This is a genomic window from Occallatibacter savannae, assembly GCF_003131205.1.
GTDB lineage: Bacteria > Acidobacteriota > Terriglobia > Terriglobales > Acidobacteriaceae > Telmatobacter > Telmatobacter savannae.
Map to the genome: position 1 here is coordinate 11,846 of NZ_QFFY01000001.1, position 26,118 is coordinate 37,963.

Here is a 26,118-nt window from a genome sequence, read left to right on the forward strand (position 1 = left end):
CTCACCACCCCCGAGCTGAAGAAAACGCTCGGGGCCCCGTTCGCTCAGGATGACAGCCGTCTTGAGGAAGTTGGGCTGAGTGACAGCCGATCGGGACGTTGATCGCCTCATTGCTTGCGCAATGAGGCGTCACACGCGATGGTGTTTTGGGTCACTGCATTTTGTGGCGGGAGCGATTTCAATGTGCGGCGCAGTGAGAGTGCGCTGATGCGGCGCATTCAGCTTCCCTGAGCAGGTCACTGCGATGTATGCGTGAATCGCAGATTCCCTGGTGGCGATTCCCAACAATTTCGGCCACACAACTCGAGATGCCGAAGCGGCGGCGCGGACCCTCGTGTGAATGAGGAGCCCGGGATGCTGTGTTCGGCGAGCGGTTCGTGCTGAGAGATGCGCGAACCGGGAAGGAGAAATCTATGCCTCCGATTACCAAGGAAGAGTTCAGAGCACCGGCACACATCATGGAGAAGGAAATTGAGCGGCTGGCGATCCCGAAACCGAAGCTTCCCATTTTGCTGCAGCCCGATCTGCTGGTGGGGACGTGGGTGAATGTCGATCCGCAGACGCGGGATCTGGTTCGCCTGGAAATCAAGCAGAAGGGGAACGAGATCACGGTGCATGGGTTTGGCGCTTGCCATCCGAATCCCTGCGACTGGGGCGTTGTCGAGGGCCGGATCTATTCGGATACGGTGGCGACGATGCATGCGGTGGGGTTCAAGACCGAGTACAAGTTTGAATTTGCGCAGGTGCTCGTGACAGGAGCGCTGTACAAGGGCGCGTTGTTCGTGGAGACGCTGACACACTTCACGGACCAGAGCGGACGCGCGGATGTGTTTGCGCTGGACATCATGAACAAGTAGTCGGGTTGAGGAGTTGCGGAGCATCCCGCAACGTGACGAGATGCCCGCGAGCTTAAGCGATTCAGAGTGTTAGAATCGATCAGTGCCGGGTCCTACGCGACGTAATCCCGCCAACCCCGCCAGGTCCGGAAGGAAGCAACGGTAACGGGCTAGTACGGGCGCAGTAGGTCACCCGGTACTTTTTTGAGAGCCCCAAGGGTCAGAGATCAGGGATCAGAGATCAGTGGCCGAACGGCTCGTGATGCGCAAGGAGAAAAGCATTGAGCCTCGCCGTGCGTCCCGTGGTGGGCAGGCGCGCCAAGATCAGCGCCCTTGGAACTTACGTCCCTCCGAAAGTCTTAACCAATCAAGATCTCGAAAAGATGGTGGAAACGACCGACCAGTGGATTCTGGATCGGACGGGGATCCGCGAGCGCCACGTGCTGGAGCAGGGCAAGGGCGTGAGCGATATCTGCGTGGAGGCGGCGAAGAAGTGCCTGGCCGCTCGCGGGATTGCTCCGACTGAGGTTGAGGCGATCGTGATCGGCACGGTAACGCCGGACATGATGTTTCCTTCGACCGCTTGCCTGGTGCAGGACAAGCTGGGTGCGAAGGGCGCGTGGGGCTTCGATGTTTCGGGCGGTTGCTGCGGGTTTGTGTATGCGCTCCAAGCCGGCGTGAAGCTGGTGGAAAGCGGCGCGCACAAGAAGGTGCTGGTGTGCGGAGCGGACGCAAATACGCGTATGACGGACTACTCGGACCGCACGACGTGCGTGCTGTTTGGTGATGGCGGCGGAGCTGTTCTGATTGAGCCGGCGGAAGAAGGCGAGATCGGGATGATTGATTTCGTGCACGAGGTGGATGGGTCGGGCGGTGTTTCGCTGAACATGCCGGCGGGTGGAAGTCTGAATCCGTCTACGCATGAGACGGTGGATAAGAAGATGCACTACATTCACCAGGATGGGCAGGCGGTTTACAAGTTCGCGGTGCGCAAGATGGCGGAGTCGACGACGAGGATTCTGGAGCGCAATGGGATCAAGGGCTCGGATCTGGGATGCTTCATTCCTCACCAGGCGAACAAGCGGATCATTACGGCGACGGCGGATCGGCTCGGTATGCCGGAAGATCGGGTGATCATCAACATCGAGAAGTATGGGAATACTTCGGCGGGGACGATTCCGCTCGCGATGGAGACGGCGGTAGAAGACGGGAAGCTGAAGAAAGGCGACCTGGTGTTGCTGGCGGCCGTGGGTGCAGGGTTTACGGTGGGAGCGGCGCTGTTGAGGTGGGAAATCTAGATACAGCTTTTAGCCGTTAGCTATTAGCTGTTAGCTTGTTTGTCGGAACCGTGAAGTGGACTAGAACGCCTGGCGATATCTGCCGGGCGTTTTTATTTGGTGAGAGCGGAAGTGGTGGGGAGTTGGTAGGAGGGGAGGATGCCGGTTTCGGCGGCGAGGCGGAAGAAGCAGCCCATGCCTTCGATGCATTCTTCGTCGAGGATGTAGTGAATGTTGTGGGTGAGGTAGGAGCGGATGGTCTGCTCGGAGATGGGGAGCTGGCGGGACCAGTGCTGAACGAGGGCGTCAATGTTGCGGAGGCCGTGATCGCGGGAGTGGAGGAAGTCGTCGATGATTCGTTCGGTGATGGGAACGTCGGGTGAGACGCCCCAGATCGCAGAGACGAAGGGGAGGCCGGTGAGGTCGTGCCACTCTTCGGCGAGGTCGTGGTAGAGGAGTTGTTCGCCGGTGCGCTCGAAGCGGTTGGCGCGTTCTTCGAGTGCCATGAGAGCGGGATCGCCGATGAGGATGGCGGCGTCGGCACGGTCGAGCATGGTGTCGAGGTCGGCGGCCATGGGGATGAAGGGAACGTCCGGGTTTTTCCAGTTGTGGAAGAGAATGCGCGCGTGAGCGATGGTTGTGCGGCTGGCGGTGTCGGCTGCGACGCTACGCAGTTGGGTGAGAGGCTGTGCGGCGCGGCGGACGAGGAGGAGCGAGCGGACGCGGTGTTTGGAGGCGATGGTGCATCCAGGGAGGATGCGGAGCCCGGGAGTGGTGGCGAGGGCGGCAACGGGGACGAGGCCGATGTCGGCTGCGCCCGAGGCGAGCGCGTCTGCGCATTGCGACGGGAGCATCAGGTTGATTTGATAGCGCTCGGCGAGTTCGGCGGCGAGGGGAGGATGTTCGAAGTCCCACATGAGCGGCGCGGGATTGAGGAAGCGGATGGCGGCGATGCGGAGCTTCTGTTGCGAAGTTGAACTCACTCTAGTCTTTAGACTATCAATCGCGGGTTAAGGATTGTTTGTTGAGCAGTGCCGGGCGTCACAGTGGTTTTCTTGACTTCAAATCGGATGGGGCTTAATGTGGCGTCAATACTAGAACTGGTTGGATAAATGGTTTGGCGCCTGAACCAAGACGCCCTGAGGGGCTGAAGCCCGCGTCTCTCCTGGCCTTTTTCAGCACGACTAAAGTCGTGCCCTTCAAAGCCGGGTTTATGCAACAAGTTCTAATTATTTCTCTAGATTGAAGGACGGCGCGAGCGTGTGCGTACATGCGAGCGCATTGAAAGATGGCGATAGAAGATAGAGGGCCTGTTCTAAAAAGCACAACCAGTGACATTGATGAGGACAGGCTGGCGTTGCTGGCGCTGGCGCTGACGCCGAATCTCGGGCCGAAGCGGATTGCGGATGCCATGCGGGAGCTGCACTGTCCTGCGCAGTTATTTGCCCTGACGCTTACGGAGCTCGAGGGATTGCGTTTTCCCGCAGACGCGGCGCAGTTCATCTTCGATGGCAAGGCGCGGCGGGCAGCAGAAGAAGAGGCGGCGCAGTTTGCGAAAAAGGACATCAAGCTGATTACGCTGGCTTCGCCGGAATATCCGGAGCGGCTGAAGGAGATCTACGATCCGCCGCCGGTGCTGTGGGTGCGCGGGGATGCGATTCTGCTGGCGCGGCCGTCGATTGCGATTGTGGGAACGCGGCATCCGTCGCCGTATGGAATGCAGGTGGCGGAGATGCTTGCGCGGGATCTGTCGGCGCGGCGTCTCGTGATTGTGAGCGGAATGGCGCGGGGGATCGACACATGCGCGCACAAGGGAGCGCTGGCAGCGCGGATGCCGAACATCGCTGTGTGGGGCACGGGGATCGATGTTGTGTATCCCAAGGAGAATCGGAAGATTGCAGAGGAGATCCTGGCGGTGGGCGGAGCGATTGTGAGCGAGGTTCCGATGGGGACGTTTCCTGCTCCGCAGAACTTTCCGCGGCGCAACCGGATCATCAGCGGGTTAAGTATCGGCGTGCTGGTGGTGGAGGCGAGCGAGAACTCGGGAACGCGTGTGACGGCGCGATGCGCGGCAGAGCAGGATCGGGATCTGTACGCGGTGCCGGGGAACGTGACGGCGAAGAACTCCTGGACGCCGAATACGCTGATCAAGCAGGGCGCGAAGCTGGTGGGGAGCTGGGAAGATGTGTGGGAGGATCTTCCATCGCAAGTACGACTTGAGCTGGAGGAGGCGGCTGGGGCTGAATCCAAAGTGGAATCCACTGCATCTCTTCTGCCGGACCCGGTGCTGCGAACCGAAGAGGCCATTGTGATGAAGGCGTTGAGGGCGGATGAGTCGCTGCAGATCGACGAGCTGCTGGAGAAGCTTGAGACGCAACTGACGTCTTCTGAGGTTTTTACGGCGCTGTTTGAGCTGGAGATGAGCGGCCGCGTGCGATGCCTGCCGGGAAAGAACTATGTGCGTACATTGTGAGCGCGGTGTCCGGCTGCAGAGATATTTCGCCGCGATGCGCAGTTGGCATGAAGTGCACATTCAATGAGGTTTGCATGGAAGCGGGGTTGAGATTCGGCGGGCCTATCCGTCGAAGAGAGTGGAAACGGAGGCGGGTTCCATGTTAGCTTGCAAATCTTACAGCCATGTATAAGGAGGCAGGACCGCCGGGACGCGCAGAAATGTTCCGAGATGGCGACCATGCCGCCGAACTGCATTTGAAAGAACAACGGAAAGAAGAAGGCAACAGAAGGTGCTCCGCCTGAGTCAAATGGCCAACCTCGCGTATCGAATGGGACGAGCGGCCAGGCAGGATAGGGTACAGTAATACGGAATCAAGGATGGCAATGAGCAGATCATTAGTGATCGTGGAATCGCCCGCGAAGGCGAAGACGATCGAGAAATATTTGGGCAAGGGCTTCGAGGTCCGCGCGTCGATTGGGCACATTATGGATTTGCCCAAGAACGATATTGGCGTGGAGCTGAAGAAGCGCACGTTTGTACCCGAGCTGATTGTGTCGCCGGGGAAAGAAAAAGTTGTCGATCAGTTGAAGAAGGCTGCAGAGAAGGCGGATGAGATCTACCTCGCGCCTGACCCGGATCGTGAAGGCGAGGCGATTGCTGCGCATCTGGCGATTCAGCTGGGGACGAATGCTGCACAGCGGAAGAAAATCCGCCGCGTTACGTTCAACGAGATCACGAAGAAGGCAGTGCAGGATGCGTTCCAGCATGCACGGGATGTAGATCAAAATCTCGTGGACGCGCAGCAGACTCGGCGTGTTCTGGACCGGCTGGTGGGATATCAGATTTCTCCGCTGCTTTGGGACAAGGTGCGGCGCGGGCTCTCGGCGGGCCGCGTGCAGACGGTTGCGGTGCGGTTGATTGTGGAACGCGAGCGGGAGATTGCTGCGTTCAAGCCGGTGGAGTACTGGACCCTCGAGGCACAGCTCCATCCGGAGAAGCGGAACAGCGACAGCTTCAAGGCGAAGTTCGTTGGGATCGAAGGCGAAGCTGCAAAGGTGCCAAACGGACAGGATAAGGACGGCAAGGACCAGTTCATCTCGAATGCGCTGCCGGACAAGGCGCAGATGGATGCGGTGCTGAAGGCGCTGGAGAAGGCGTCGTGGACAGTCGCCGAAGTGAAGTACCGCGAGCAGCAGCGGCGGCCGCTTGCTCCTTTTATTACGAGCCAGCTGCAGCGCGATGCGGCGAGCAAGCTGGGGTTCAACGTGCGGCGCACGATGGGCGTGGCGCAGAGACTGTATGAGGGCATCGACCTCGGATCAGAGGGGACGACGGGCCTGATTACGTATATGCGAACCGATTCGCCGCGTGTTTCTCCGGATGCGGTGGAGGGCGCGCGTGCATGGATTGGTAAGGAACTTGGCAAGCAGTATCTGCCGGCTTCTCCGAATACGTTCAAGGGCAAGAAGGATGCGCAGGATGCGCACGAAGCGATCAGGCCGACTGATGCTGCGAGGACGCCGGAGTCGGTTGCGAAGTTCCTCAGCGACGAACAGCTGAAGCTGTACACGCTGATCTGGAAGCGGTTTATTGCGTCTCAGATGGTGCCGGCGGTTTACGACATCACGACGGCGAAGGTGGAAGCGAAGTCGGCGATCGATAAAAAGACGTACGACTTCCGCGTGACAGGATCGGTGCTGCGCTTCGACGGCTTCCTGAAGATCTACGAGATGTCGGAAGAGAAAAAGGCGGACGACGACGAGAATTCGCTCGCGAACCGGCTGCCGAAGCTCGACGACGGGCAGGCTCTGGAACTGGAGCAGCTGCTGCCAGAAGATCACTTCACGGAGCCGCCGCCGCGGTACAACGAAGCTTCGCTGGTGAAGGAGCTGGAAGAGCGGGGAATCGGGCGGCCTTCAACGTATGCGTCGATCATCAACACGATTCAGGATCGCGAGTACGTGGTGAAACATGGCGGATCGCGCGGCCGGTTCTATCCCACGGAGATCGGGATGGTGGTTTGCGATCTGCTGGTGGAGAGCTTTCCGTACATCTTCGATACTAAGTACACGGCGCGCCTGGAAGAAGAGCTGGACGATATCGAAGAGGGCAAGGAGAAGTGGACCGACCTGCTGAACGGGTTCTACGACCACTTTGAAGACGAGCTGAAGGATGCGGACAAGACCATGCGCAACATCAAGCGCATGGAGCATGTGACAGACGAGAAGTGCGAAGTGTGCGGATCGCCTCTGATTTTGAAGTGGGGCAAGTTCGGCAGCTTCTTCGCGTGTTCGGCGTACAACAAGAAGGATCCGACGAGCTGCACGTTTACGAAGGAGAACATCGCGGCGAAGCCGGATATGAATACTCCGGAGGCGCAGGAAGCTGGCGATACCGAGGAGTACTGCGAGAACTGCGGGCGCGTGATGGTGCTGCGGCGCGGACCGTTCGGGCCATTCATGAGCTGCCCTGGGTACAGCGAGGATCCGCCGTGCAAGACGATTCGCAAGCTGAGCCAGAAGCAGCAGCAGAAGCCGCCTGAGCCGACGGGCGAGGCGTGTCCCGAATGCGGCAAGCCGCTGGTGCTGCGCCAGGGCGCGTATGGCGAGTTTGTCTCGTGCTCGGGATATCCGAAGTGCAAATACGTGAAGCAGAACCTGATCGAAGGCATGAAGTGCCCGAAGTGCGGCGTGGGCGACATTGCGGAACGCAAGGCGCGGCGCGGCAACATCTTCTGGGGATGCACAAATTATCCGAAGTGCGATTTCACGTCGAACAACAAGCCGGTTCCGCAGAAGTGTCCTGAGTGCGGCAGCCCGTACCTGGTGGAGAAGACGCTGAAGAGCGGGATCTATCTGGAGTGCCCGAACAAGAAGAAGGGCGCCGAAGAAGAGAAGCCGAAAAAGAAGGGCAAGAAGGCTGCCCAGCCCGAGCCGGGTGCTGAGATTGTGTGCACGTACTCGAAGCGGATCGGGGATGCTCCGCCACCTCCGACGGCGGAGACGCATGGGCCGGTGGTGGAGAAGAAGGAACTGCAGCCGGCGTAAGGGCGAGAGCTCTGCGGGTTTGAAAAGCGGGACCCAGATGGTTCCGCTTTTCTATTTGGAACGACGCTGCACAGCAAGCTACAGGCGAATCCGTTAGTATGGGCATTCGGAGAAATGCTCAATGGAACGGATGCTTGCGACGCCGGCGGATGCTGAAATCATTCTGAAGCTATACGAGTTGCGCACAGAGGCCGTGCTGCGGCAGGCGCGTGCGTGGATGACGGGGGAGTTCTGGCCAAATACCGCCGAGGAGTTTTTTGCCGTGGCGCAGAACCCAAGAGATCCGCATAACGCGTACTTCCGGCAGGTGACGACCTACTGGGAGATGGCCGCTGCGATGGTGCTGCATGGTGCGGTGTCGGTGGAGCTGTTTGTGGACTGCAATGGCGAGGGGTTCTTTCTGCTGGCCAAGTTCGCGCACATCCTCGAAGCGATTCGCGAGAAGATGCCGACGTTTTTGAACAAGACATCGGAGCTGGTGAACCGGTTTCCGGCGGCGGCCGCGCGGTACGAGGTGACTTTGAAGAACGTTGCTGCGCGCCGGCAGGCGACGCAGCAGTCGCAACAGTGGAGCGTGAAGTAGTTGATGGGCTGAAATTCGTGGTTCCGGAAGGCTTGCCGGGTGGCGGGCTCAGGGAGCATGATGGAGGACGTTCGACAACTCTGACTTCCCCGGAGGACTACACAGTGAAGCGTATTGCAGCAGCAGCTCTTGCGGTTTTGACTTTTTCGGCAGTGGCGGCGAGCGCGGCCGACTCGAAGGCGATGAACGGATGGATCTCTGATTCGATGTGCGGCGCCAAGCATGCCGGCAGCGGTTCGGAGTGCGTAAAGAAGTGCGTTCAGGGCGGCATGACGCCGGTCTTCGTGGATGAGGGCAAAAAGCAGGTTTGGACGATCGACAACCCCGATTCGGTGAAGAAGTACTATGGCGACCACGTAGCCGTGAAGGCTACGGCCGACGCCAGTAAGAAGTCAGTGCACATTGATTCCATCGAGGCGGCAAAGTAGCAGATCTGCGGTGGCAAGGAAAGCCCGGCCCAAGCGGCTGGGCTTTTCTGTTGAAAAGCGGCCTATCTGGCTGATGCGCAATCAATTAAGATTTGATTGAAGCTCGTTCGAGGGTGCAATACGGCTGCGGCGCGGAATCCATTGCTCTCGCAAGCGCGTCCAATGTCTGTTACTGTTCTGAAGATTCCGGTTGCCGCGTCCCACAACTGCGGCGAGCGGCGGTGCGAAAGAGAAGATGGCAAAAGCGATTTGGAACGGCAAGGTTATCGCCGAGAGCGATACGACTGAGATTGTTGAGGGGAACGTGTATTTCCCGGAGAGCAGTTTGAAGCGGGAGTACTTCCGGTCGAGCAGCACGACGTCGACTTGCCCGTGGAAAGGGCAGGCGAAGTACATGAGCCTGTACATCGACGGGCAGGACAATCCGGATGCGGCCTGGTACTACCCCGACCCAAAGCCTGCAGCCCGTAAGATCAAGGGATACGTGGCTTTCTGGCGCGGAGTTGAAGTAGAAAAGTAGGAATTGAGCCTTCAGCTCAGGAGCCTGGATGCACGTTCGATCTGCGCTGGCGGCGCTCGTCCTGACGCTCGCGGCCCTCGGTTGTGAACACAAGCCGGTCCAAGCGGGGACTGCACGAACAGCCCCGGTTCTGCGGGGCGATGCGGCGCATCCCGACTCGAGAAAAGGGTGGGTGGATACCCGGCTCTACTTCGGGCTTGGTCCTGCGGATCAGCCAGGCAAGGGCGTGAGCGAGATGGAGTGGCGGGCATTCCTGGACCGGGAGGTGACACCGCGCTTTCCGGACGGACTGAGCGTGCTGGATGTCTACGGGCAGTGGCAGGGCAAGAACGAGAAAGCGCCTGAGCGACTCAGGACCAAGTGCCTGGTTATCGAGTATCCCAATACGGCTGAGAACCGGGCGAAGGTGGATGCGATTCGCGTGGCGTGGAAAGCGAAGACGGGCGACCAGTCGGTGATGCGGGTGACGGAACCGGCGGACGTATCGTTCTGACAGCCATCTGCAAATCCGGCTTATCCTAGTGCCCGCTGAATCGATCAGGGTGCGGGCGGCGTCACAAATTCATCCTTAAGCCACTGCTGAAAGGCGTCAGTGTTCTGCGGCCGGCCGAGGAAGTTTCTCACAAGAGTATTCGCAGACACGGACCCTCCCGGCTCCAACACCTGGCGGCGATAGCGCATGGGGGTATCTCCCAACATGGGATTTCTCTGGTTGAACTGTTGGAAGAAATCTTCAGCGATTACTTTGTCCCACATGTACGTGTAATACGAAGAGGCGTAGCCAGCCAGGTGGTTGAAGCCCGCGTAGAAGTAGGCTTGTTGCGGGATGGTTGCGAAGGGGGTGTACCGATGCACATCCCCGAGGACCAAACTTTCGAGATCGATATTCTCCGGTTTGCTTCTATAGATGTCGTACGAGATTGCGGACAGGGCATTTTGGAAGCTCACGCTCACACCCCGCCCAAATGCCGAGGCACGATTCATACGTGTGACCAGGTCCGCAGGGACGGGATCGCCAGTTTTATAGTGATGAGCAAATGAGGACAATACTTCCGGGCTGTGCATCCATTCTTCGAGCATCTGTGACGGGGTCTCGATGAAGTCAGCTTCCATGGTGATTCCGCTGATTCCAGCCCATTGCTGGTTACCGCCGAGAATGTGGTGCATGAGGTGCCCGAACTCGTGGAAGAACGTTACTACATCATCGTAGTCCATGAGCCCGGGATCACTGGCAGTGGGTTGAGGGAAGTTACAGACCAACGCCGCCTCGGGCAGCTGCTTTCCCACTATTCCGTCGAGCAGAGGCGACATCTGGTCATGGCTGTATTTTCCGGGTCTAGGGTGCATATCAAGATAGAATCTGCCGATAGGTTTGCCATTCTCGACCACGTCCCAGGTCTCAACGGAGGGGGCCCAGGCGGGGGATCCGAGTTCCTGTTGGAAGCTCACGTGGAAGAGCCTCGCGGCGGTGTCCAGGATTCCTTGCTTAACCTGATTGAAGGGAAGATACGGCCGGATTTCCGACGAGTCGAATTTGTACTGCGACCGACTGATCTGCTCACCGAGGTACCACCAGTTGTAGAAAGGTACTTCATTCGATGAAGGATCCACCTTGCGCTCTTCAGCCAGGAGCGCGGAGTATTCACGTTGAGCGACCGGGCGGGCAGCAGCATCGAAATCCTGAATGAACTTCCCTACGTTGCCACCGGTCATGATCATCTTGTCTGCCGCGGCATAATCCGCCCAAGAGCCGAAACCCGTCAGGTTTGCTATCTGGAAGCGGAGGCGCATCATGTCCAATAGGACATCTCGATTCTTTGGATATGCTCTTGATACGAATGCCTCGAACATCCGGCGACGCAATTTATCGCTTTTCGAGAACTGAAGGACCGGGAACACATCTGGATAGTCGGTGGTGATATGGATGGTTCCATCAGCGCCGGGCGCATGCCGATCGATGTAGTCCTTTGGAAGCCCGTCGAGCTCGGAGGCATTCTGAACGTCAATTGTGATGCGGCCATCGGAGATGTTGCGATCGAATACGGACTGATCTTCGGTGAGCTTCGTCTGTAGCGTGCGGATGCGCTTGCGAGTATTTTCATCTTTATCAACACCCGCAAGTCGAAACTCGAGGAGCTGGCGCTGGATATAGTAACGGGTGCCTGGTTCAGCTTCAGGCAAGGGAAGGGTCGAGAGCGCTTGATACACACCTTCGGATTGAGCGCGATAGATGTTTGTACATCAGCGATTCGCGTGGTCATAGCTGTAGCGCGATCGCGAAACGCCGCATCGGGGTGCGTTTGCTGAACGAGGGTCGAGAAGTTCACTGCGATATCTAAATGCCGGGTTGCTTCGTCAAACGGAGCCAAGGTGTTCTGGATCGTACGTGGTCCTACCACGGATACCATCTCGCTGATGGCTTGTTGAGCAGCAGCGATGTGTTCGGCTTCGATCTTTTCAAAAGCAGGGATATCAGGATGGGAGCTCCAAATCGGCGGCTGGAGTTTGAGATCTTGTCCATGCGAAGCGAAAGCTAGGAGGAACGTGAGGACAAAGCATAGGGGAAGGCGAGAACCCGGCATCAGAGCCTCCAGGGAATGTCAAAGATACGGTTGGGAATGTGATGAAATGCTAATGCCAACTTCGACTATTCTCAATCTGCAATTTGGGCCGGAGATGCAGATGGGCGAACTCTCGGGTCTTCTTGAGTCCGATTCTTCTCGGCGACGCGGAGGCCATCCAAGGCGTTTTTGCGGTTGGGGGAGTTCAGGAGAGATTGCTTGAATTCTGCGGCGGCTTCGGCGGGGCGGTGCTGCTGAAGGAGGAGTTCGCCGAGCTGCTCGCGGGCGGGGACGATGGGACCGGGAGTGACGGGCAGCTTCTCGAGTGCGTCTTCCTGGTCGGCGGCGGCACGCAACTGGGATTCGGCTTGCCTGGAATCGCCGGCATCCTGTTCGGACCAGGCGAGGACTTCTTTGTGCAGAACGCTGGTCTGGGCAGCCCAGTAGTCGTTGCCGGCCTGATGGAGCTGATTTTCGTAGTTGGTGAGTGCGGAGAGTTCGGCGGCGGTGTCTGATGGCCGGCCGCCGCGTACGAGGCCGAGGGCTCGAGCCCATACGGCGATGGCGGCGATCTGTGGCGGCGATTTCGGGTCGCGGTTGATGGCAGCGGCTTCGGCCCATTGATGGCGCTCGACGGCGTAACGGACCGGCATGGCTGTGGCAGCGTAGCCGATTTTGAAATCGGCCATGCCCAGGCTTTCCATTTTCTTGAGTCGATCGATGACGTGCTGCGCGTTTTCGTCCTGTCCGAGCTGGAGGTAGGCGTAGACGAGGTAGTCCATGGCATGGAGCTCTTCGCCAATGTCGTGCTGTTCGCGTGCGGCTTGAGCGGCGGCGAGGTTGGAATTGATGGAGTCATGCCACAGGCCGAGGCGGGTGAAGATGTGCGAGGGCATGTGCAAAGCGTGAGGCGCTGAGGGAGCGACCCCGGCGTATTTGCGTGCTGCAGCGAGACCGCGCGGTGCGAGTTCTGAACTGTCGGAGGCATGGATGATGTAGTGCGTGATGCCAGGGTGGTCAGGGTAGGTGAGGTCGAGCGGCTCGAGGATGGAGAGGGCCTGCTTCTGACGTGCGTGTGTTTTGTCTGTGGGCGGAGCGTTCGAGAGCAGCGCGAGAGCGAAGAAGACCTGGGCTTCGACGTCGGTTGGGTTCTGTTGGGCCAGGTTGCGCATGGCTTGTTCGTAATTCTGATTGCGGGAGGAGAACGGGCTGGAGCCGGCGTTCTGAACCACGAGCGAGTAGGCGTGAATGTAGGCCTTCTCACGCGGGTCGGAGGTTCCGATGCTCTGGGCGGTTTCAATCTCGTGCGTTGCGGCGGGCACGGAGCTTGCGGGGAGCATATCCCAGAGCGGGTGGAACCACGTCATCGCAATGCCCCAGTGTGCCATGGCGCAGTGCGGGTCTTGCGCGGCGACTTTCTGGAAAGCGGTGTTTGCGGGAGCGTAGGCGAAGGAGTGGAGGAGCGCGATGGCGCGATTGAATTCGGGCTGTGTTGCGGGAGCGCAGGAGATGGGGAAGGAGACTTTGCCGAGCTTCTCGGGGATGCCGTGGTCGTGGGTCTCCTGCGCTGCGATTGGGAGGGCGGGGAGAGCGAGAAGCAACGCAAGATTGCAGAGACGGGACACGGGGAACCTCCGGGAGACGATAGAGAAGTTTTAGCAGAGTCCTGTGAGGCTGGACTTGGTTTGTCATCGACCGGTGTTCTCGCTTCCCATGTCTCCACAAGCGGGAGACATGGGGCACCCGGCCGGTGTCAGGAAAGAGGAGTGAAGACGGTGATCTGATCGGTCGTCGGGGGCGAGGAAGGGCGAAGCCAGGGTTGCTCGGTCAGGGTGGAAGTGCAGGGGCCGAAGGTGCAGATGCGGATGGGACGGAGCCCGGCCTGCGTGCGCAAAGAGTTGAGGACGGATGCGAGCGTGGCGCCGGTGAACGGCGTGTAGAGGTAGAAGACGGTGCCGGCGGAGAGATCGGCTTCGCGTGCGTCCTGGGCTCGGAAGGTGATGTTGCGCAGGCTCAGTGCGGCTGCGCACTGCTCTGCGCTGGCGATCAAGGCGGGATCGAGTTCGATGCCGATGGAGGTTGCGCCGGTGCAGATGGAGACGAGGAGCGGGACGTGACCCAAACCGGAGCCGAGATCGATGAGGGTGTCGGCCTCGGTGATGGCAGCCGCGGAGATCAGGCGGAAGATGTGGCGGGCGGGAGTGGGTTGGTAGAAGACGGAGTCAGGGCTGAGTGTGCGAGGCTCTTCGGGTGGTGGTTCGAAACGCAGAACACCGGAGACGAGATCGTCGAGGTGATCGAAGTCGAGGCCAGTCGCTGATGAGGACTGATTGTGAATGCAGGCGCGGAACTCGGCGGGGCAGATGCCGGATCGGATCTGGCTTCGAAGGTCTGCGAAGAGCTGGGAGTCGATCTTCTCGAGTGCGAGTTGCAGCGCTCGCGCGCGCCGGCTGAGAGCGCGGGTGTATTCAGACTCACTGACTTTGTCACCGAAGAGGCGTTCGAGTTCCTCTTCAACTGCGAAGCGTCGAGCGAACTGGCTTGGATCGAGCAACGCGTGGTCCGACTCAAAGTTCGAGAGTGTGGCTTCGAGTTGCTCGGAGCGCGCGGGCATCGCGAGAAGTTTACAGCGGCTTGCCGATCTCCCAGTGGTGGCCGAAGGGATCGACAACGCGGCCTATGCGCCAGCCGTACTCTTCGTCGCGGATGGGACAGATGGAGGAGGCTCCGGCAGCGATGGCGCGATCGAAGGCGGCGTGCGGGTCATCGGTGATCATGACCATGCGTGTGGTGGAGCCGCCGAGGGTTTCAGGGCTGAAATTCTGGTGGGGAGCGGATTCGTCTGCGAGCCAGAAGCTGCCATTACCGATGGAGAGATGGGCGACGACGCTGCCGTCGGGTGCGTCCATGCGGGAGAGGATGGCGGCTCCGAAGGCGCGGGTGTAGAAGTCGATGGCTTCGGCGCCGCGGCGGACGTTGATGAGGGTGGTCAGCGTGGTTGAGGGACTTGTTTCGGGTGACGTCATAGGGAACACTCCGTGTAGGGTCTAGCCTTGTCGTTTCCCACCCAAGCGGAGCTTGGATGGGGCACCCAGTTTCCTGACGATTCGGCCTTTCTTTCTTCGGCGGTTGGGGGTCTGTCGTTCCCAGGTCCCCAAATGCGAGGGACCTGGGGCACCCAGTTGTTTGTGATGGGGTGTTGGGGTCAGTAGGCCTGGAGCTGGTCGAGGGGCAGGCGGACGCGGAAGCAGGTGGAGCCTGGGTCGGAGCGAACGCTCAGGTGGCCACGGTGCTTGCGCACGATGCGCATAGCGTTGTCGAGTCCAAGGCCGAGACCCTGGCCGGGAGCCTTGGTGGTGAAGAAGGGCTCGAAGATGCGGTCCTGCAACTCGGGCGGGATGCCGGGGCCGGTGTCCCATATTTCGACGAGCATCATTTCGCCTTCGAGACGGCATGTGAGGCGAAGCTTGCCGCCGTGGCTACTTTCACCGAGAGCGTCGAGTGCGTTCTCGATGAGCGCCGTCCAGACCTGATTGAGTTCGCTGCCGTAGGCGGAGATGCGCGGCAGGTTGGGGTCGTAGTGACGCTCAACCTCAACGTTGTTCATGCGCGACTGCAGCATCTGAACGGTGGCGTCGAGGCCTGCGGGCACGTCGACTTCGAGGATCGGCGCGCGATCCATATAGGAGTAGGCCTTGACGGCGCTGATGAGGTCGAAGATGCGCGCGGTGGAGTTGAGCAGCGTGTCAACAGAGCGCGAGGACCGGACGTAGCGCGCGAAATATTGAAGCGAGATGCAGGCTTCGGAAGGTCCGAGGAGATTGCGCAGTTCTTCAAGGTCTGCAACGGTGGTGCGCTGTTCAGCAAGCTGAGCGGCGACCTCCCATGCGGTATCGCAGTGGAGATTAGTGAGGAAGGTGCGGAGATCCTCTTCAAGCTGGATCTGCTCGACGGGATTGCGGGTGTCGTGGCGCGTTGCGCGAGCCAGGATCTTCTGCTCCCACGCTTCGACGCCGCGAATCTGTTCTTCCGAGAGGCAGAGGTTCACAAGCTTGAAGCGGTTTTCGCGGTTGGCGCGGAGCTCCATGACGAGACTGGCGGCGGCGCGCTGTGCGGCAGAGGCTGGATTGTTGAGCTCGTGGGCGAGGTTGCCGGCGAGCTTGCCGAGTGCGCCGAGCTTTTCAGCCTGCTGCTCGATGCGTGTGACCTCGCGAACGCGATCGAGGAGCGTGGAGACGACTCGCTGCGCCATCGACGGGATGGCGGCGAGCATGGCGGGGAACTGATCTTTGTGGACAAGGAGGGCCCATACCGGGCTGATGGCGAATCCCTGGCCGCCGGAGGCTTTCATACGCGAGAAGGGGAGCAGTCCGGTCATCTGGCCTGTACGGCCGATGAAGAGCTCCATGGGGCCGCCGCGGGAGCGACGGACGTGGATCTCTCCTTTGAGGATGAGGATCATGCGATCGGCGGGCTGACCTTCTTCAAAGAGGATGTCGCCGGGTTGCGCGACGACTTCTTCGCCGTGCTGCGCGAGCCAGAGGCGGTCTTCGAATGGGAGTCCCTGAAGCGGAGTGATGCGCTCCAGCGCAGCCGCGATGTTCTCTGCGGGTGTTGGACAGGCAGGCGCGGACAGCGTGGGGGAAAACATCCAGGGCCTCCTTCTTGAAGTCAGCTTCAGGATAGCCGATGGGCCGGTCAAATCCTGTTAAGAAAGGTGACGAACCGGTCCAGGTGGCGGCTGAACGGAGAGCATGGCTATCTGAGCTGTGACAGGGCTGGGAGAGCCGATGCTATGATGGGCGCTTTGAATGACAACTGGGGGAAACGACTGATGCAACGTGCGATGTTGGTGGTGTTGAGTGCGCTTCTGGCGGGCCTTGGCGCCGCGGCGCAGGGTTCGGCTGCCGCTTATGACGGAACGGCGAAGGTGTTTCGGCTGGACGGCGGAAACGTCACGTATGCATTTGGGGTGAACCCGCGGGGAGAGCTGCAGCAGCTTTACTGGGGAGGGCGGCTGGGCGCGACGGATCGGATCCCGGCGGCGGTTCCGAAGCGCGAGGCCGCGTCGTTTGATTCGTCGTACACGACGACGCCGCAGGAGTATGCGGGATGGGGCGCAGGGCTATTTGTTGAGCCGGCAATCAAGGTTACGTTTACGGATGGGAATCGCGACTTGGTGCTGCACTACGACCGTCATGAAAGTGCAACAGATGGTTTCAATGTCGTGCTGAAAGACATCAAGAGAAATGTGTTTGTGACGCTTCACTACTCGATTGATCCGGTGTCTGGGATCCTGTCGCGGTCGGCGACGATCGAGAACAAGGAGGAGCAGCCGATCACGATTGAGCAGGCCGCTGCGGCGGCGTGGTCGGTGCCCGCTGGGCACTACACGCTGGATTATCTGACGGGCAGATGGGGCGGCGAGTGGACGCTGACACAGGAAAAGCTGAGCCCCGGTGAGCGCGTGATTGAGAGCCGGCGCGGATCGACGGGGCACCAGGCGAATCCATGGTTTGCGATCGAGGCTGGTGACGCGCCGGATGAGAATGCCGGCGAGGTGTGGTTTGGCGCGCTGGCGTGGAGCGGGTCGTGGCGGATTACGGTGGAGCAGGACCAGCTGGACGCGATTCGCGTGACGGGCGGATTCAATCCGTTTGATTTTGGATATGTGCTGAAGCCGGGAGAGAAGCTGGAGACGCCGGTGTTCTACGGCGGATATAGCGCGCACGGGCTGGGCGGAGCGTCGCGGCTGCTGCATCACTATGAAGTTGCGCATGTGCTGCCGCGGCGAGTTGGGGATGGCGAGGATGCGGCACCGAAGCCGCGCCCCGTGATCTACAACTCGTGGGAAGCGACCGAAATGAACGTGAGCGAGGAGGGGCAGATCGCGCTCGCGGAGAAGGCGGCTGCGCTGGGTGTGGATCGTTTTGTGATGGACGACGGGTGGTTTGGACAGCGCAAGACGGATCACGCGGGACTAGGCGACTGGTATGTGAATTCGCAGAAGTTTCCGCACGGGTTGAAGCCGCTGATCGATAAAGTGCACGCGCTGCATATGGATTTTGGTTTGTGGGTTGAGCCGGAGATGGTGAATCCGGATTCGGATTTGTATCGAAAGCATCCGGACTGGGTGTTGAATTTTCCGGGAAGGCCGCGGTCGGAGTCGCGCAATCAGCTGGTGTTGAACCTGGCGCGACAGGATGTGCGGGATTATGTGCTGGGGTTTTTGGACAAGCTGCTCAACGAGAATGACATCGCGTTTCTGAAGTGGGATTACAACCGCAACTGGAGCGAGCCGGGATGGGATCAGTTGCCGCCAAATGAGCAGAAGGAAGTGTATGTTGCGTTCACGCGGAATCTGTACTGGGTGCTGAGCGAGCTGAAGAAGCGGCATCCCAAGGTGGAGCTCGAGTCGTGCTCGGGGGGCGGCGGACGCGTGGATCTCGGGATTCTGCAATATGCAGATGAGGTGTGGCCGTCGGATAACACGGATCCGTTCGATCGGCTGACGCAGCAGGATGGATTCACGTATGCATACACGCCACAGGTGATGATGGCGTGGGTGACGGATTCGCCGCACTGGGGGAACAAGCGGTCGACATCATTGCAGTACAGGATGCTGAGCTCGATGCAGGGCTCGCTGGGAATTGGGGCAAACATCACGAAGTTCACCGACCAGGAGATGGCGACGGCGAAGCGGCTGATCGCTGCGTATCACCAGGTGCAGAAGACGATTGTGCAGGGGGATCTGTACCGGTTGATTTCGCCGCGGAATGGAAGCGAGTTCTCGGCGACACAGACGGTGAACAAGGACAAGAGCCAGTCGGTGGTGTTCGCGTTTATTCATTCAACGCAGGAGGGGAGAGGATTCCCAATTCTCAAGCTGAAGGGGCTCGATCCTAAGGCGGAATACACGCTGACACCGATTGAAGGCGCGGTGCTGAAGGGAAGTCCGACGACGGCAAGCGGCGCGTGGTGGATGAACCATGGGCTAGTGACGGGAGACGATTTCCGAGGGGATTTTCAGGCGGCGGCGTTCCGGCTGGATCGGAAGTAAGCGCGCGGAATTGACTGTGATTTGAGTTCCTTCCCCGGTCCCCAAGTGCGAGGGACCGGGGGCACCCGGCAGCGTAAGGGTCTTCCTCGTTCTGATTCGCTCAGCAGGACTGGCATCCCTGTTCCCAGGTCTCAAAATCGAGACCTGGGGCACCCGGGCGGATTTGCTGGTGAGACGCGCGGCTTGCCCGCATCGGAATTACACGCTTCGTTTGCTGAGCCTTATCTATGGAGCGGTTTGTAGCCTTGCCAGATGTACTCGAGGGCTTCGGGCAGGGTTTGCATTTTGACGGCGCGGTCGACGTGGAAGGCGTTTTCTGCGAAGACGAACTGGTAGTGGTACTTCTTTGCGGCGAGAGCCTTCGCAAGGCGCTCGTTGGCTTCGACCCAGTCGTGCATGTTGTCGCGCATGATGTTGGGGTTGAAGAGATCCTTGTCGCCGACTTCCATCCAGATGCGGATAGGCTTGCGTGGGCTCTGCGGGATAAGGTGTTCGTGGAACTCCCATGCGCCGTGCGGGGTCTTCGGATCGTAGGGCCATTGCTGGTTGACCCAGGTGCCGGAGTAGGCGAGGACGCGGTGGTAGAGCTCCGGGTGATACCAGGCCATGATGAGCGCGCACGCAGCGCCGGAGCTACCGCCGGTGGCGGCACGGCCTTCGGGATCGTGTGTGAGCTTGACGTGCGCTTTGGATTCGACGAGAGGAAGGACTTCGTCTTCGACCCACTCGGCGTATTTGCCGGACATAGTGTCGTACTCGAGGCCGCGCTCGCTGCCCTGCGCGTCGCCGGTGCCGTTTGCGATGGATATGGCGATCATGACGGGGAGCTTGCGCTCGGGGATCATGCTGTCGAGCGCGGTGAAGAGCATGCGGTCAGGGCCGTCTGCTCCGACGATGAAGGGTGCTTCGGTGCCGGGGACATACTGCTTAGGAATGTAGACGGCGATTTTGCGTGTGTAGGGCGCGGGGTGGCTGGTGGTGATGACGAGCTTGGCGGGATCGCTGGAGTCGGGTGTGCCGAAGGTGCCTTTGTCGCGGGCGATGCCGGGGTAGTATTTGCTGTCGGCGGAGTTCATGGTGAACTCGATGACGTCGCCGTGGGTGAGATCGGGCGCGGTCATTTCCGGCGCGATGGGGTGCGTGGGGCCGACGATGAAGTTGCCGTCGGCGGTTGAAGAGGGAACGGCGCCATCGGGGAGTTCTTTGGCTTGCACGTAGCCGGGCGTGTGCGGATCGCGGGTGGGCGGCTGGGGTCGCGGCTGTTGAGCCGGTGCCGGTGCAGGCGGAGTCTGCGAGGTTGCGAGATTCGCAGCGGCGAGCGCAAGCATGAGCGAACCGAGTCTCATGAATGAATGCGGGGTCATCTGGCTGTCACCTGATATGAGGATCTCACTTGGACCAAGGCGGGGCGATGCCGTTCATGCGTGCGTAGGCGATGAGCTGGCCCATGTGCTCGTTGTCGTGAACGATGATGCGGAGGTACATGCCGTCGACGGTCGCGTCGCGTCCATTGATCTTGACCTTTCGCGACATGTCTTTGGGATCGGCGGCGAGGTGCGCCTGCTTGACGGCTTCAAGCGAGCGCTTGAGCCAGGCGATGACTTCCGCTTTCGAGGTAACTGTTTTGTCCGCATCGTCCTTGAGGTTCGGCGGCATCTTGGGGCCGGTGACGCTGAGCAGGTAGAAGTTCGCGGTGACGATGTGCATGAAGACTTCGCTGGTGGAGCGGACACCGGGTGCGGGACGCCATGCGTACTTGTCGGCGGGGATGGCTTCGGCGAGTGCGACGAGCTGGTTGGAGACGTGACGCCATTCGCCGTCGTAGCCCTGCCATAGGCCGTCGAGCGGGTCCTGGGCTGAGGCTTTCTGGATTGATAGAAGACACAAGAATGCTGTGAAGATCAGAAGCTTTTTCATCACGTGACCTCGGAGACAAACTTGAACGGAACAAGCTTATGCGGGGAGGCCGATTGCGAAAAGGGAATTGTGATGTGGCGGCTGGTCGCGCGATCTACGGGGTAAGAGGTTCTGCTGTGGAGTGCCGGCGTGAGAGGCGGGTTCGCTCCCAGCCGAAGAAGATGAGATGGAGCATGAGCGAGATGAGTCCGCCGAGCAGGGTGTTGAGCAGACGGTGATGGATGACGAAGGGCTCGGGAAGTCCGGCTAGAGCCAGGAGAGAGACGACGTAGGCGGTGAGAGGGACGACGAAGATGGCGTAGTTAACCCAGAGCAGAGCGTAGGCGAACCAGACGAAGATGAGAATGAGTATGGAGAGCGCAAGAGGGCCGGGGCGGAGGAGGCTGGCGGCGATGGTGGCAAGCACCGTCCCGAGGATGGTGCCGGTCATGCGCGCGAATCCGCGGGTGATGGACTGTCGCATGTCGGCGCGGAGGACAATGGCGGCGGTCATGGGGATCCAGTAGCCGTTTGGGATTTTCAGCGCGCGGTAAAGTCCAGCGGCGAGACCGAGAGTGAGCGCGGCTCGCAAGGCGTAGAGGAAGAGGCACGATTTGGGCTTGAGAACGTCGGAGACGTGGTTGTCTGCGCAGGCACCGGTGGGCGTGGCGCGGCCCATCACGGGAGTGTGGCGCCGTTCGGCCCACCAGAAGAAGCGCACGCAGATGAGTTGCAGCAGCCCACCTGCAAGAACGAATGCGCCTCGGGTGAGCGCGTGAAGTCCGGGCGCGGGGTAGGCGGTGGAGATGATCATCCAGATGACGGATTGGAGCGCGATCCACTGGTGGCCGGGGCCGAGCGCGGAGATGGTGACGTAGAGGAATCCCCAGAGCGCGGTTGCGGCGATGGTTGCGGTGATTGACTGACCGGCGAGCGTGCCGATCCAACTGGAGATGCACATGCCCAGCGTGGCATAGAGCATCGGGGCGGTGCGGGAGCCGCCGAGTTCTTGGTAGGAGCCGAAGCCGACGCTGACGGCTCCGCTGGCGGCCATGATGCCCCATTCGGCGTGTCCGGTGATGGAGCCGACGAGGATGGCGAGAGCAATGGCGGGCATGCAGCGTAGAGCGGAGCGCGGGTGGAACTTGGTCCAGTGGGGGCGGAGGATCTCGCGCAGGGTCTCGGTCAGCATGTATAGCGGATCGGGTGGTTGGGGTGTCGAGTCATGAGCGGGCCAGCAGGTGCACGATTTCGTATCCGGCGGCGCCGATGAGGGCTGCGCCGGGGAAGGTTAGTATCCAGCCGAGGACGACGCGACGGGCCCAAATCCAGCGGACCGCGTGCACGCCGCGCGTGGCGCCGACACCGGAGACCGCGCCGCCAATTGCGTGGGTTGTGGAGATGGGAATCTTCGCAACGGTGGCCAGGCCGATGGTTACAGCGGCTGCGAATTCCGCGGAGAATCCGCCGGCGTAGTGCAGGTGCGGAGTAATGCGCGAGCCCATTGTGCGGACGACGCGCCATCCTCCGGAGAGGGTGCCGAGGCCCATGGCGGCTTGGCAACTGAGAATGATCCAGAGGGCGATTTCGTGATGGCCGAGGAAGGTGGTCTGGCCGCGCGTCCAGTTTGCGTGGCCGCTGGCGACGAGGAGCGCGACGATGATTCCCATCGTTTTCTGCGCGTCGTTGCTGCCGTGACCAAGCGAATATGCAGCGGCGGAGGCGAGCTGGAGATGGCGGAAGGTGTGCTCGACTTTGTGGCGCGGCGTGCGCCAGGTGATCCAGGCAACGATGTGCATGAAGATGTAGCCGAGGATCATGCCGAGGAGCGGCGAGAGGACGAGGAAGAGCAGTACGGGTTCCCAGCCCTTGAGCAGGAGAACGTGCCAGCCGGCCTTGGTTATTGCGGAGCCGGCAAGCGCGCTGATGATGGCGTGGGAAGAGCTGGTAGGCAGGGCGAGGTACCAGGTGAGGAGGTTCCAGACGATGCCGCCGATGAGTCCGCCGAAGACGACCCAAGTGTCCATTGCGCCGGGATCGATTAGCTTGTCGCTGATGGTCTTGGCGACACCGGTGCCAAAGAGGAAAACGGCGACGAAGTTGAAGACGGCGGCCCAGATGACGGCCTGACCGGGAGTGAGCGCGCGCGTAGTGACGACGGTGGCGATGGAGTTGGCGGCGTCGTGAAAGCCGTTGAGGAAGTCGAACGCAAGCGCCAGGACAATGATGAGGATGATCAGCGTCATGCGTTCAGCCGTTCTTGAGGAGGACGGATTCGATGGTGCGGCCGAGGTGATCGCAGGCTCCGATGGCGTCCATGAGGAGGTCGTGAACTTCGCGCTTCTTCATCACGTCGAGCGGGTTGGGCGAACTGGCGTAAAGGCCGGAGAGGAAGCGGGCGCGCTCGCGGCGGGATTCCTCTTCGAGGCGGCCGAGCTCGTCTAGCGCGAGGCGTTCGGCTGTCTTGCCGTTGCCGTGGCGGAGCTGGCCAATAGCGGTTTGCAGTTCTTTGACCATGGAGGTGAGGGTGCGGCACTGGCCCTGAAGGCTGGGATGGATCTCGGTCATGTTGTAGAGGACGATGCGCTCGGCGGTGTTGGCGACGCGGTCGATGACGCGATAGAGCTCGTTGGCAAGCTGGTAGATGTCTTCGCGATCGAACGGGGTGATGAAGGCCTGATCGAGGGCGCGCAGGATCTGGCGAGTGAGTACGTGGCCGCGATGGCGCTGTTCTTCGATTTGAGCGGCAGCCTGGCGGTCGGCGTTGATGCCGCTGAGCAGATGGCCAAGGCGCTGGACCTCGGGGGCGATGAGTTGGGTGAGGGATTCCAGCTGGTCGTAGTAGCTGATGTCTTTCGGCATGAGGTTGAAGACCACGGTGGCGCACCTCCGGCGACCCGCGAGGCAAAGGATCAGAGCGGGCGAAAGAGGTTAGATGTAAGCAGGACGGGTGGGGTTGAACCGCTGTTGAGAGGAGGCTGATCTGGGGGCTTTTGTGCGTCCTGAAGATTGCAAGGATGGAGGAGCTCAGGGGTAGAAGCGGGTACACTTTCGCTGATCACCTATGATTACGGAACTCCTGGGGAAATTCGAGCCGGATGGGGATGTGCTGCTGCGGTCGATCTCGGCGCATGTGACGGATGAGATGCTGGAGTGCATCGCGCAAGCAGACTACGGCTGCGACTTTGATGCGCATCTTGCCGCCCTTCGGCAGCTTCGGGACACGGGCGATCTGCCTGCGACAGAAAGCTGGGTGCCGCTGGAAGTACTACAACTGACGCGGTGGTCGGATCCCGAGAATCCGGAGTGGAAACCGGGGAGCACGGGCGAGTTCGGGCATTGGATCCGGGCATTTTCTTGTGCAGCAATTTTGCGGGCCGAGCATGAGCCGTGGAACTACAAGTACAACGACGAAAGCACTTCGTCGACGACGATCCAGCTTCTGTTGAGTCTGGATTCGCTGCCGGTTGATCTGAATCGCGAGGCGGCGCGCAATTTTGCTTGGTTGATTCTGAAGTCGGATCCGGAAGGGGAGAACGATTCGATTCGCGAGTATGGGGTGACGCTGTTGTGGTTTGCGCTGCACTTGAAACCGGCCGTGCCGGACGCGGATCTGATCTCGCTGGCGGAGTGGGTGGTGCGGCGGGCGGATGAGCTGAAATGGGATCCTCGCGTTGCGGAGTTTTCAGGACTTAAGGGGATGGTGATCGGGTGCCAAAAGCGGTCGGCGTGGGAGATGTTCGGATTGAAACTGTCGGAGTTGGATTTGAGCGGGAGGTCGACGGAGTTGAAGACGTGGGTACGGCTGATTGCGGAGCAGCTGGTGGAGTAAACAAAGAAAGCCCCGCGTAATTGTTCCGCGGGGCATTATGTCAGAAATTCTTTCCTCAGGGGCTGAAAGCCCGCGGCTTCTGCATGCAGGCCAAGGCACGGCCACGGTCGTGCCCTGACAAGGCTCAGAACATTTCTCACGAAAAGTAGCTCATCTGTGCGATCAAGACAGGCGCCGGCCTGTTGATTGAATCGGCAGACTTTTCACACGGGTTCAAGGTGCGCGGTGAAGTGGCGGAGGAAGGGGGCTTCGTAGGAGAGGCGCATACCTTTAATCGACTCGCGCTTGCGGTAGACCTCAAGAATTACTTCGACTAGATAATCGACGTGGCTCTGGGTGTAGACGCGGCGCGGCATAGCGAGGCGGACGAGGTCCATCTGTGCGGCGGCGGCAAACATTAGGGTTCCAATTTCGACGGAGCGGATGCCGCCTTCGAGATACAGCTCGGCAGCCAGGGCGACTCCGGGGAACTGGTCGGAAGGGATGTGGGGCAGGAAGGCGCGTGCATCTATATAGATGGCGTGCCCGCCGGGCGGCTGGACGATGGGCACTCCGCCAGCTGAGATGTGGTTGCCCAGATAGGCGGTGGAGGCGATGCGGTAGCGGAGGTAGTCTTCCTGGAGCGCCTCCTGAATGCCGACGGCGATGGCTTCGAGATCTCGACCGGCGAGGCCGCCGTAGGTGGGGTAGCCCTCGGTGAGGATGAGGAGATCTTTCTCCTGCTGCGCGAGTATGTCGTTGTTGGTGCATAGAAAGCCGCCGATGTTGGCCATGCCGTCTTTTTTGGCGGACATGGTGCAGCCATCGCCGTAGCGGAACATCTCCTGCGCGATTTCTTTCGGAGTTTTGTTTTCATAGCCGGGTTCGCGGAGCTTGATGAACCAGGCGTTCTCGGCGAAGCGGCAGGCGTCAAAGTAGAGCGGGATGTTGTGACGCTTGCAGACCGCGCTGACGGCACGCACGTTTTCCATGGAGACGGGCTGGCCACCGCCGGAGTTGTTGGTGACGGTGAGCATGACGAGGGGGACATGCTCGCGGCCGACGCGGGCTATGAGAGCTTCGAGCCCGGCGACGTCCATGTTGCCTTTGAAGGGATAGCTAAGTGAGGGCTGGCGGCCTTCGGGGATGAGGAGATCGACGGCTTCGGCACCGACGAACTCGACGTTGGCGCGCGTGGTATCGAAGTGCGTGTTGTTCGGGACGACGTCGCCTTTCTTGCAGGCGACCCCGAAGAGAATGCGTTCGGCGGCGCGGCCCTGGTGCGTGGGGATTACGTGGGTGTAGCCGACGATGTCGTGGACGGAGGAGCGGAAGCGATCGAAGCTGCGGCTGCCGGCGTAGCTCTCATCGCCTTCCATGACTGCGGCCCACTGATGGGTGGACATCGCGCCGGTGCCGGAGTCGGTAAGGAGGTCGATGAGGACGTCGTCGGCTTGGAGCAGGAAGAGATTGTAGTGCGCGGCTTTGAGCAGCTGTTCGCGCTGAGCGCGGGTGGTCCAGCGGATGGGCTCAACGCTCTTGATGCGGAACGGCTCGATGATAGTTTTGACGGGCATGGCTTTGTCTGAAGGGATAAGGGTACGACAGGGGAGCTTGAGGCTGCCAGCTTCTAGCCTCTAGCTC

Annotated in this window: 22 protein-coding genes and 1 other RNA gene; 11 read left to right on the forward strand and 12 right to left on the reverse strand. The window is 60.3% G+C overall.

Annotation, left to right across the window (positions count from 1 at the left end; genetic code table 11):
• Positions 1 to 413 precede the first annotated feature (413 nt).
• The 3 genes from DHV10_RS00070 to DHV10_RS00080 all read left to right on the forward strand — a co-directional run bounded on the left by DHV10_RS00070 (position 414) and on the right by DHV10_RS00080 (position 2,134).
• A complete protein-coding gene (locus tag DHV10_RS00070) occupies positions 414 to 857 on the forward strand; it encodes a hypothetical protein (RefSeq protein ID WP_162601079.1) in 444 nt (147 codons plus the stop codon).
• An 83-nt stretch (positions 858 to 940) separates the two neighbouring features.
• An RNA gene (ffs, locus tag DHV10_RS00075) (signal recognition particle sRNA small type) lies at positions 941 to 1,038 on the forward strand.
• A gap of 79 nt (positions 1,039 to 1,117) precedes the next feature.
• Positions 1,118 to 2,134 (forward strand): beta-ketoacyl-ACP synthase III, encoded by a 1,017-nt coding sequence (locus tag DHV10_RS00080; protein ID WP_109484301.1) that lies wholly within the window; start codon positions 1,118 to 1,120, stop codon positions 2,132 to 2,134.
• Positions 2,135 to 2,226: 92 nt separating this feature from the next.
• Here DHV10_RS00080 and DHV10_RS00085 read toward each other — a convergent pair whose 3' ends face one another.
• Complete coding sequence (locus DHV10_RS00085) at positions 2,227 to 3,096, reverse strand: menaquinone biosynthetic enzyme MqnA/MqnD family protein (RefSeq protein WP_239461224.1); 870 nt, start codon at positions 3,094 to 3,096, stop codon at positions 2,227 to 2,229.
• Positions 3,097 to 3,401: 305 nt separating this feature from the next.
• Between DHV10_RS00085 and dprA the strand changes: the two genes are divergently transcribed.
• The 6 genes from dprA to DHV10_RS00115 all read left to right on the forward strand — a co-directional run bounded on the left by dprA (position 3,402) and on the right by DHV10_RS00115 (position 9,639).
• Positions 3,402 to 4,586, forward strand: a complete 1,185-nt coding sequence (gene dprA, locus DHV10_RS00090; protein WP_109484302.1) for a DNA-processing protein DprA — start codon at positions 3,402 to 3,404, stop codon at positions 4,584 to 4,586.
• A 365-nt stretch (positions 4,587 to 4,951) separates the two neighbouring features.
• The gene (gene topA, locus DHV10_RS00095) at positions 4,952 to 7,615 is read left to right on the forward strand and encodes a type I DNA topoisomerase (protein WP_109485622.1); all 2,664 of its coding nucleotides are present in this window, start codon (positions 4,952 to 4,954) and stop codon (positions 7,613 to 7,615) included.
• Between the two features lie 121 nt (positions 7,616 to 7,736).
• Positions 7,737 to 8,198, forward strand: a complete 462-nt coding sequence (locus DHV10_RS00100; protein WP_109484303.1) for a DUF4760 domain-containing protein — start codon at positions 7,737 to 7,739, stop codon at positions 8,196 to 8,198.
• Positions 8,199 to 8,302: 104 nt separating this feature from the next.
• Positions 8,303 to 8,626: a hypothetical protein gene (locus DHV10_RS00105; RefSeq protein ID WP_162601080.1), complete on the forward strand. Its 324-nt coding sequence runs from the start codon at positions 8,303 to 8,305 to the stop codon at positions 8,624 to 8,626.
• A gap of 235 nt (positions 8,627 to 8,861) precedes the next feature.
• Positions 8,862 to 9,146, forward strand: a complete 285-nt coding sequence (locus DHV10_RS00110) for a DUF427 domain-containing protein (RefSeq protein ID WP_109485623.1) — start codon at positions 8,862 to 8,864, stop codon at positions 9,144 to 9,146.
• 28 nt (positions 9,147 to 9,174) lie between these two features.
• Positions 9,175 to 9,639, forward strand: coding sequence for a DUF3574 domain-containing protein (locus DHV10_RS00115; protein ID WP_109484305.1), 465 nt, complete (start codon positions 9,175 to 9,177; stop codon positions 9,637 to 9,639).
• A 44-nt stretch (positions 9,640 to 9,683) separates the two neighbouring features.
• Here the strand turns inward: DHV10_RS00115 and DHV10_RS00120 are convergent, their stop codons facing one another.
• The 5 genes from DHV10_RS00120 to DHV10_RS00145 all read right to left on the reverse strand — a co-directional run bounded on the left by DHV10_RS00120 (position 9,684) and on the right by DHV10_RS00145 (position 16,358).
• Entirely contained in the window at positions 9,684 to 11,354 is a 1,671-nt protein-coding gene (locus tag DHV10_RS00120) for a M3 family metallopeptidase (RefSeq protein WP_109484306.1), read from the reverse strand.
• A gap of 445 nt (positions 11,355 to 11,799) precedes the next feature.
• Positions 11,800 to 13,332 carry a tetratricopeptide repeat protein gene (locus DHV10_RS00130; protein ID WP_204101288.1) on the reverse strand — a complete coding sequence of 511 codons (1,533 nt, stop codon included), beginning with the start codon at positions 13,330 to 13,332 and terminating at the stop codon, positions 11,800 to 11,802.
• Positions 13,333 to 13,460: 128 nt separating this feature from the next.
• Entirely contained in the window at positions 13,461 to 14,321 is an 861-nt protein-coding gene (locus DHV10_RS00135; RefSeq protein ID WP_109484308.1) for a class I SAM-dependent methyltransferase, read from the reverse strand.
• Positions 14,322 to 14,331: 10 nt separating this feature from the next.
• Positions 14,332 to 14,733, reverse strand: coding sequence for a VOC family protein (locus DHV10_RS00140; protein WP_109484309.1), 402 nt, complete (start codon positions 14,731 to 14,733; stop codon positions 14,332 to 14,334).
• 179 nt (positions 14,734 to 14,912) lie between these two features.
• Positions 14,913 to 16,358 carry a sensor histidine kinase gene (locus DHV10_RS00145; protein WP_109484310.1) on the reverse strand — a complete coding sequence of 482 codons (1,446 nt, stop codon included), beginning with the start codon at positions 16,356 to 16,358 and terminating at the stop codon, positions 14,913 to 14,915.
• A 183-nt stretch (positions 16,359 to 16,541) separates the two neighbouring features.
• Here DHV10_RS00145 and DHV10_RS00150 point away from each other — a divergent pair, with 183 nt between their 5' ends.
• Positions 16,542 to 18,767 carry an alpha-galactosidase gene (locus tag DHV10_RS00150; RefSeq protein WP_109485624.1) on the forward strand — a complete coding sequence of 742 codons (2,226 nt, stop codon included), beginning with the start codon at positions 16,542 to 16,544 and terminating at the stop codon, positions 18,765 to 18,767.
• Between the two features lie 221 nt (positions 18,768 to 18,988).
• Here the strand turns inward: DHV10_RS00150 and DHV10_RS00155 are convergent, their stop codons facing one another.
• From DHV10_RS00155 to DHV10_RS00175, 5 genes are all read right to left on the reverse strand, one after another.
• Positions 18,989 to 20,131 carry an alpha/beta hydrolase gene (locus DHV10_RS00155; RefSeq protein WP_109484311.1) on the reverse strand — a complete coding sequence of 381 codons (1,143 nt, stop codon included), beginning with the start codon at positions 20,129 to 20,131 and terminating at the stop codon, positions 18,989 to 18,991.
• A 25-nt stretch (positions 20,132 to 20,156) separates the two neighbouring features.
• Complete coding sequence (locus tag DHV10_RS00160; protein ID WP_109484312.1) at positions 20,157 to 20,684, reverse strand: DinB family protein; 528 nt, start codon at positions 20,682 to 20,684, stop codon at positions 20,157 to 20,159.
• A 94-nt stretch (positions 20,685 to 20,778) separates the two neighbouring features.
• Entirely contained in the window at positions 20,779 to 21,855 is a 1,077-nt protein-coding gene (locus DHV10_RS00165; protein WP_109484313.1) for an FUSC family protein, read from the reverse strand.
• Between the two features lie 31 nt (positions 21,856 to 21,886).
• Positions 21,887 to 22,909, reverse strand: a complete 1,023-nt coding sequence (locus tag DHV10_RS00170; protein WP_109484314.1) for an inorganic phosphate transporter — start codon at positions 22,907 to 22,909, stop codon at positions 21,887 to 21,889.
• Between the two features lie 4 nt (positions 22,910 to 22,913).
• Positions 22,914 to 23,540 (reverse strand): DUF47 domain-containing protein, encoded by a 627-nt coding sequence (locus DHV10_RS00175; protein ID WP_109484315.1) that lies wholly within the window; start codon positions 23,538 to 23,540, stop codon positions 22,914 to 22,916.
• A gap of 187 nt (positions 23,541 to 23,727) precedes the next feature.
• Between DHV10_RS00175 and DHV10_RS00180 the strand changes: the two genes are divergently transcribed.
• On the forward strand, positions 23,728 to 24,495 hold the full coding sequence (locus DHV10_RS00180; protein ID WP_109484316.1) for a hypothetical protein: 768 nt from the start codon (positions 23,728 to 23,730) through the stop codon (positions 24,493 to 24,495).
• Between the two features lie 203 nt (positions 24,496 to 24,698).
• On the opposite strand, the gene DHV10_RS00185 is transcribed toward DHV10_RS00180, so the two are convergent.
• The gene (locus DHV10_RS00185; RefSeq protein ID WP_109484317.1) at positions 24,699 to 26,051 is read right to left on the reverse strand and encodes a tryptophanase; all 1,353 of its coding nucleotides are present in this window, start codon (positions 26,049 to 26,051) and stop codon (positions 24,699 to 24,701) included.
• Positions 26,052 to 26,118: the final 67 nt, after the last annotated feature.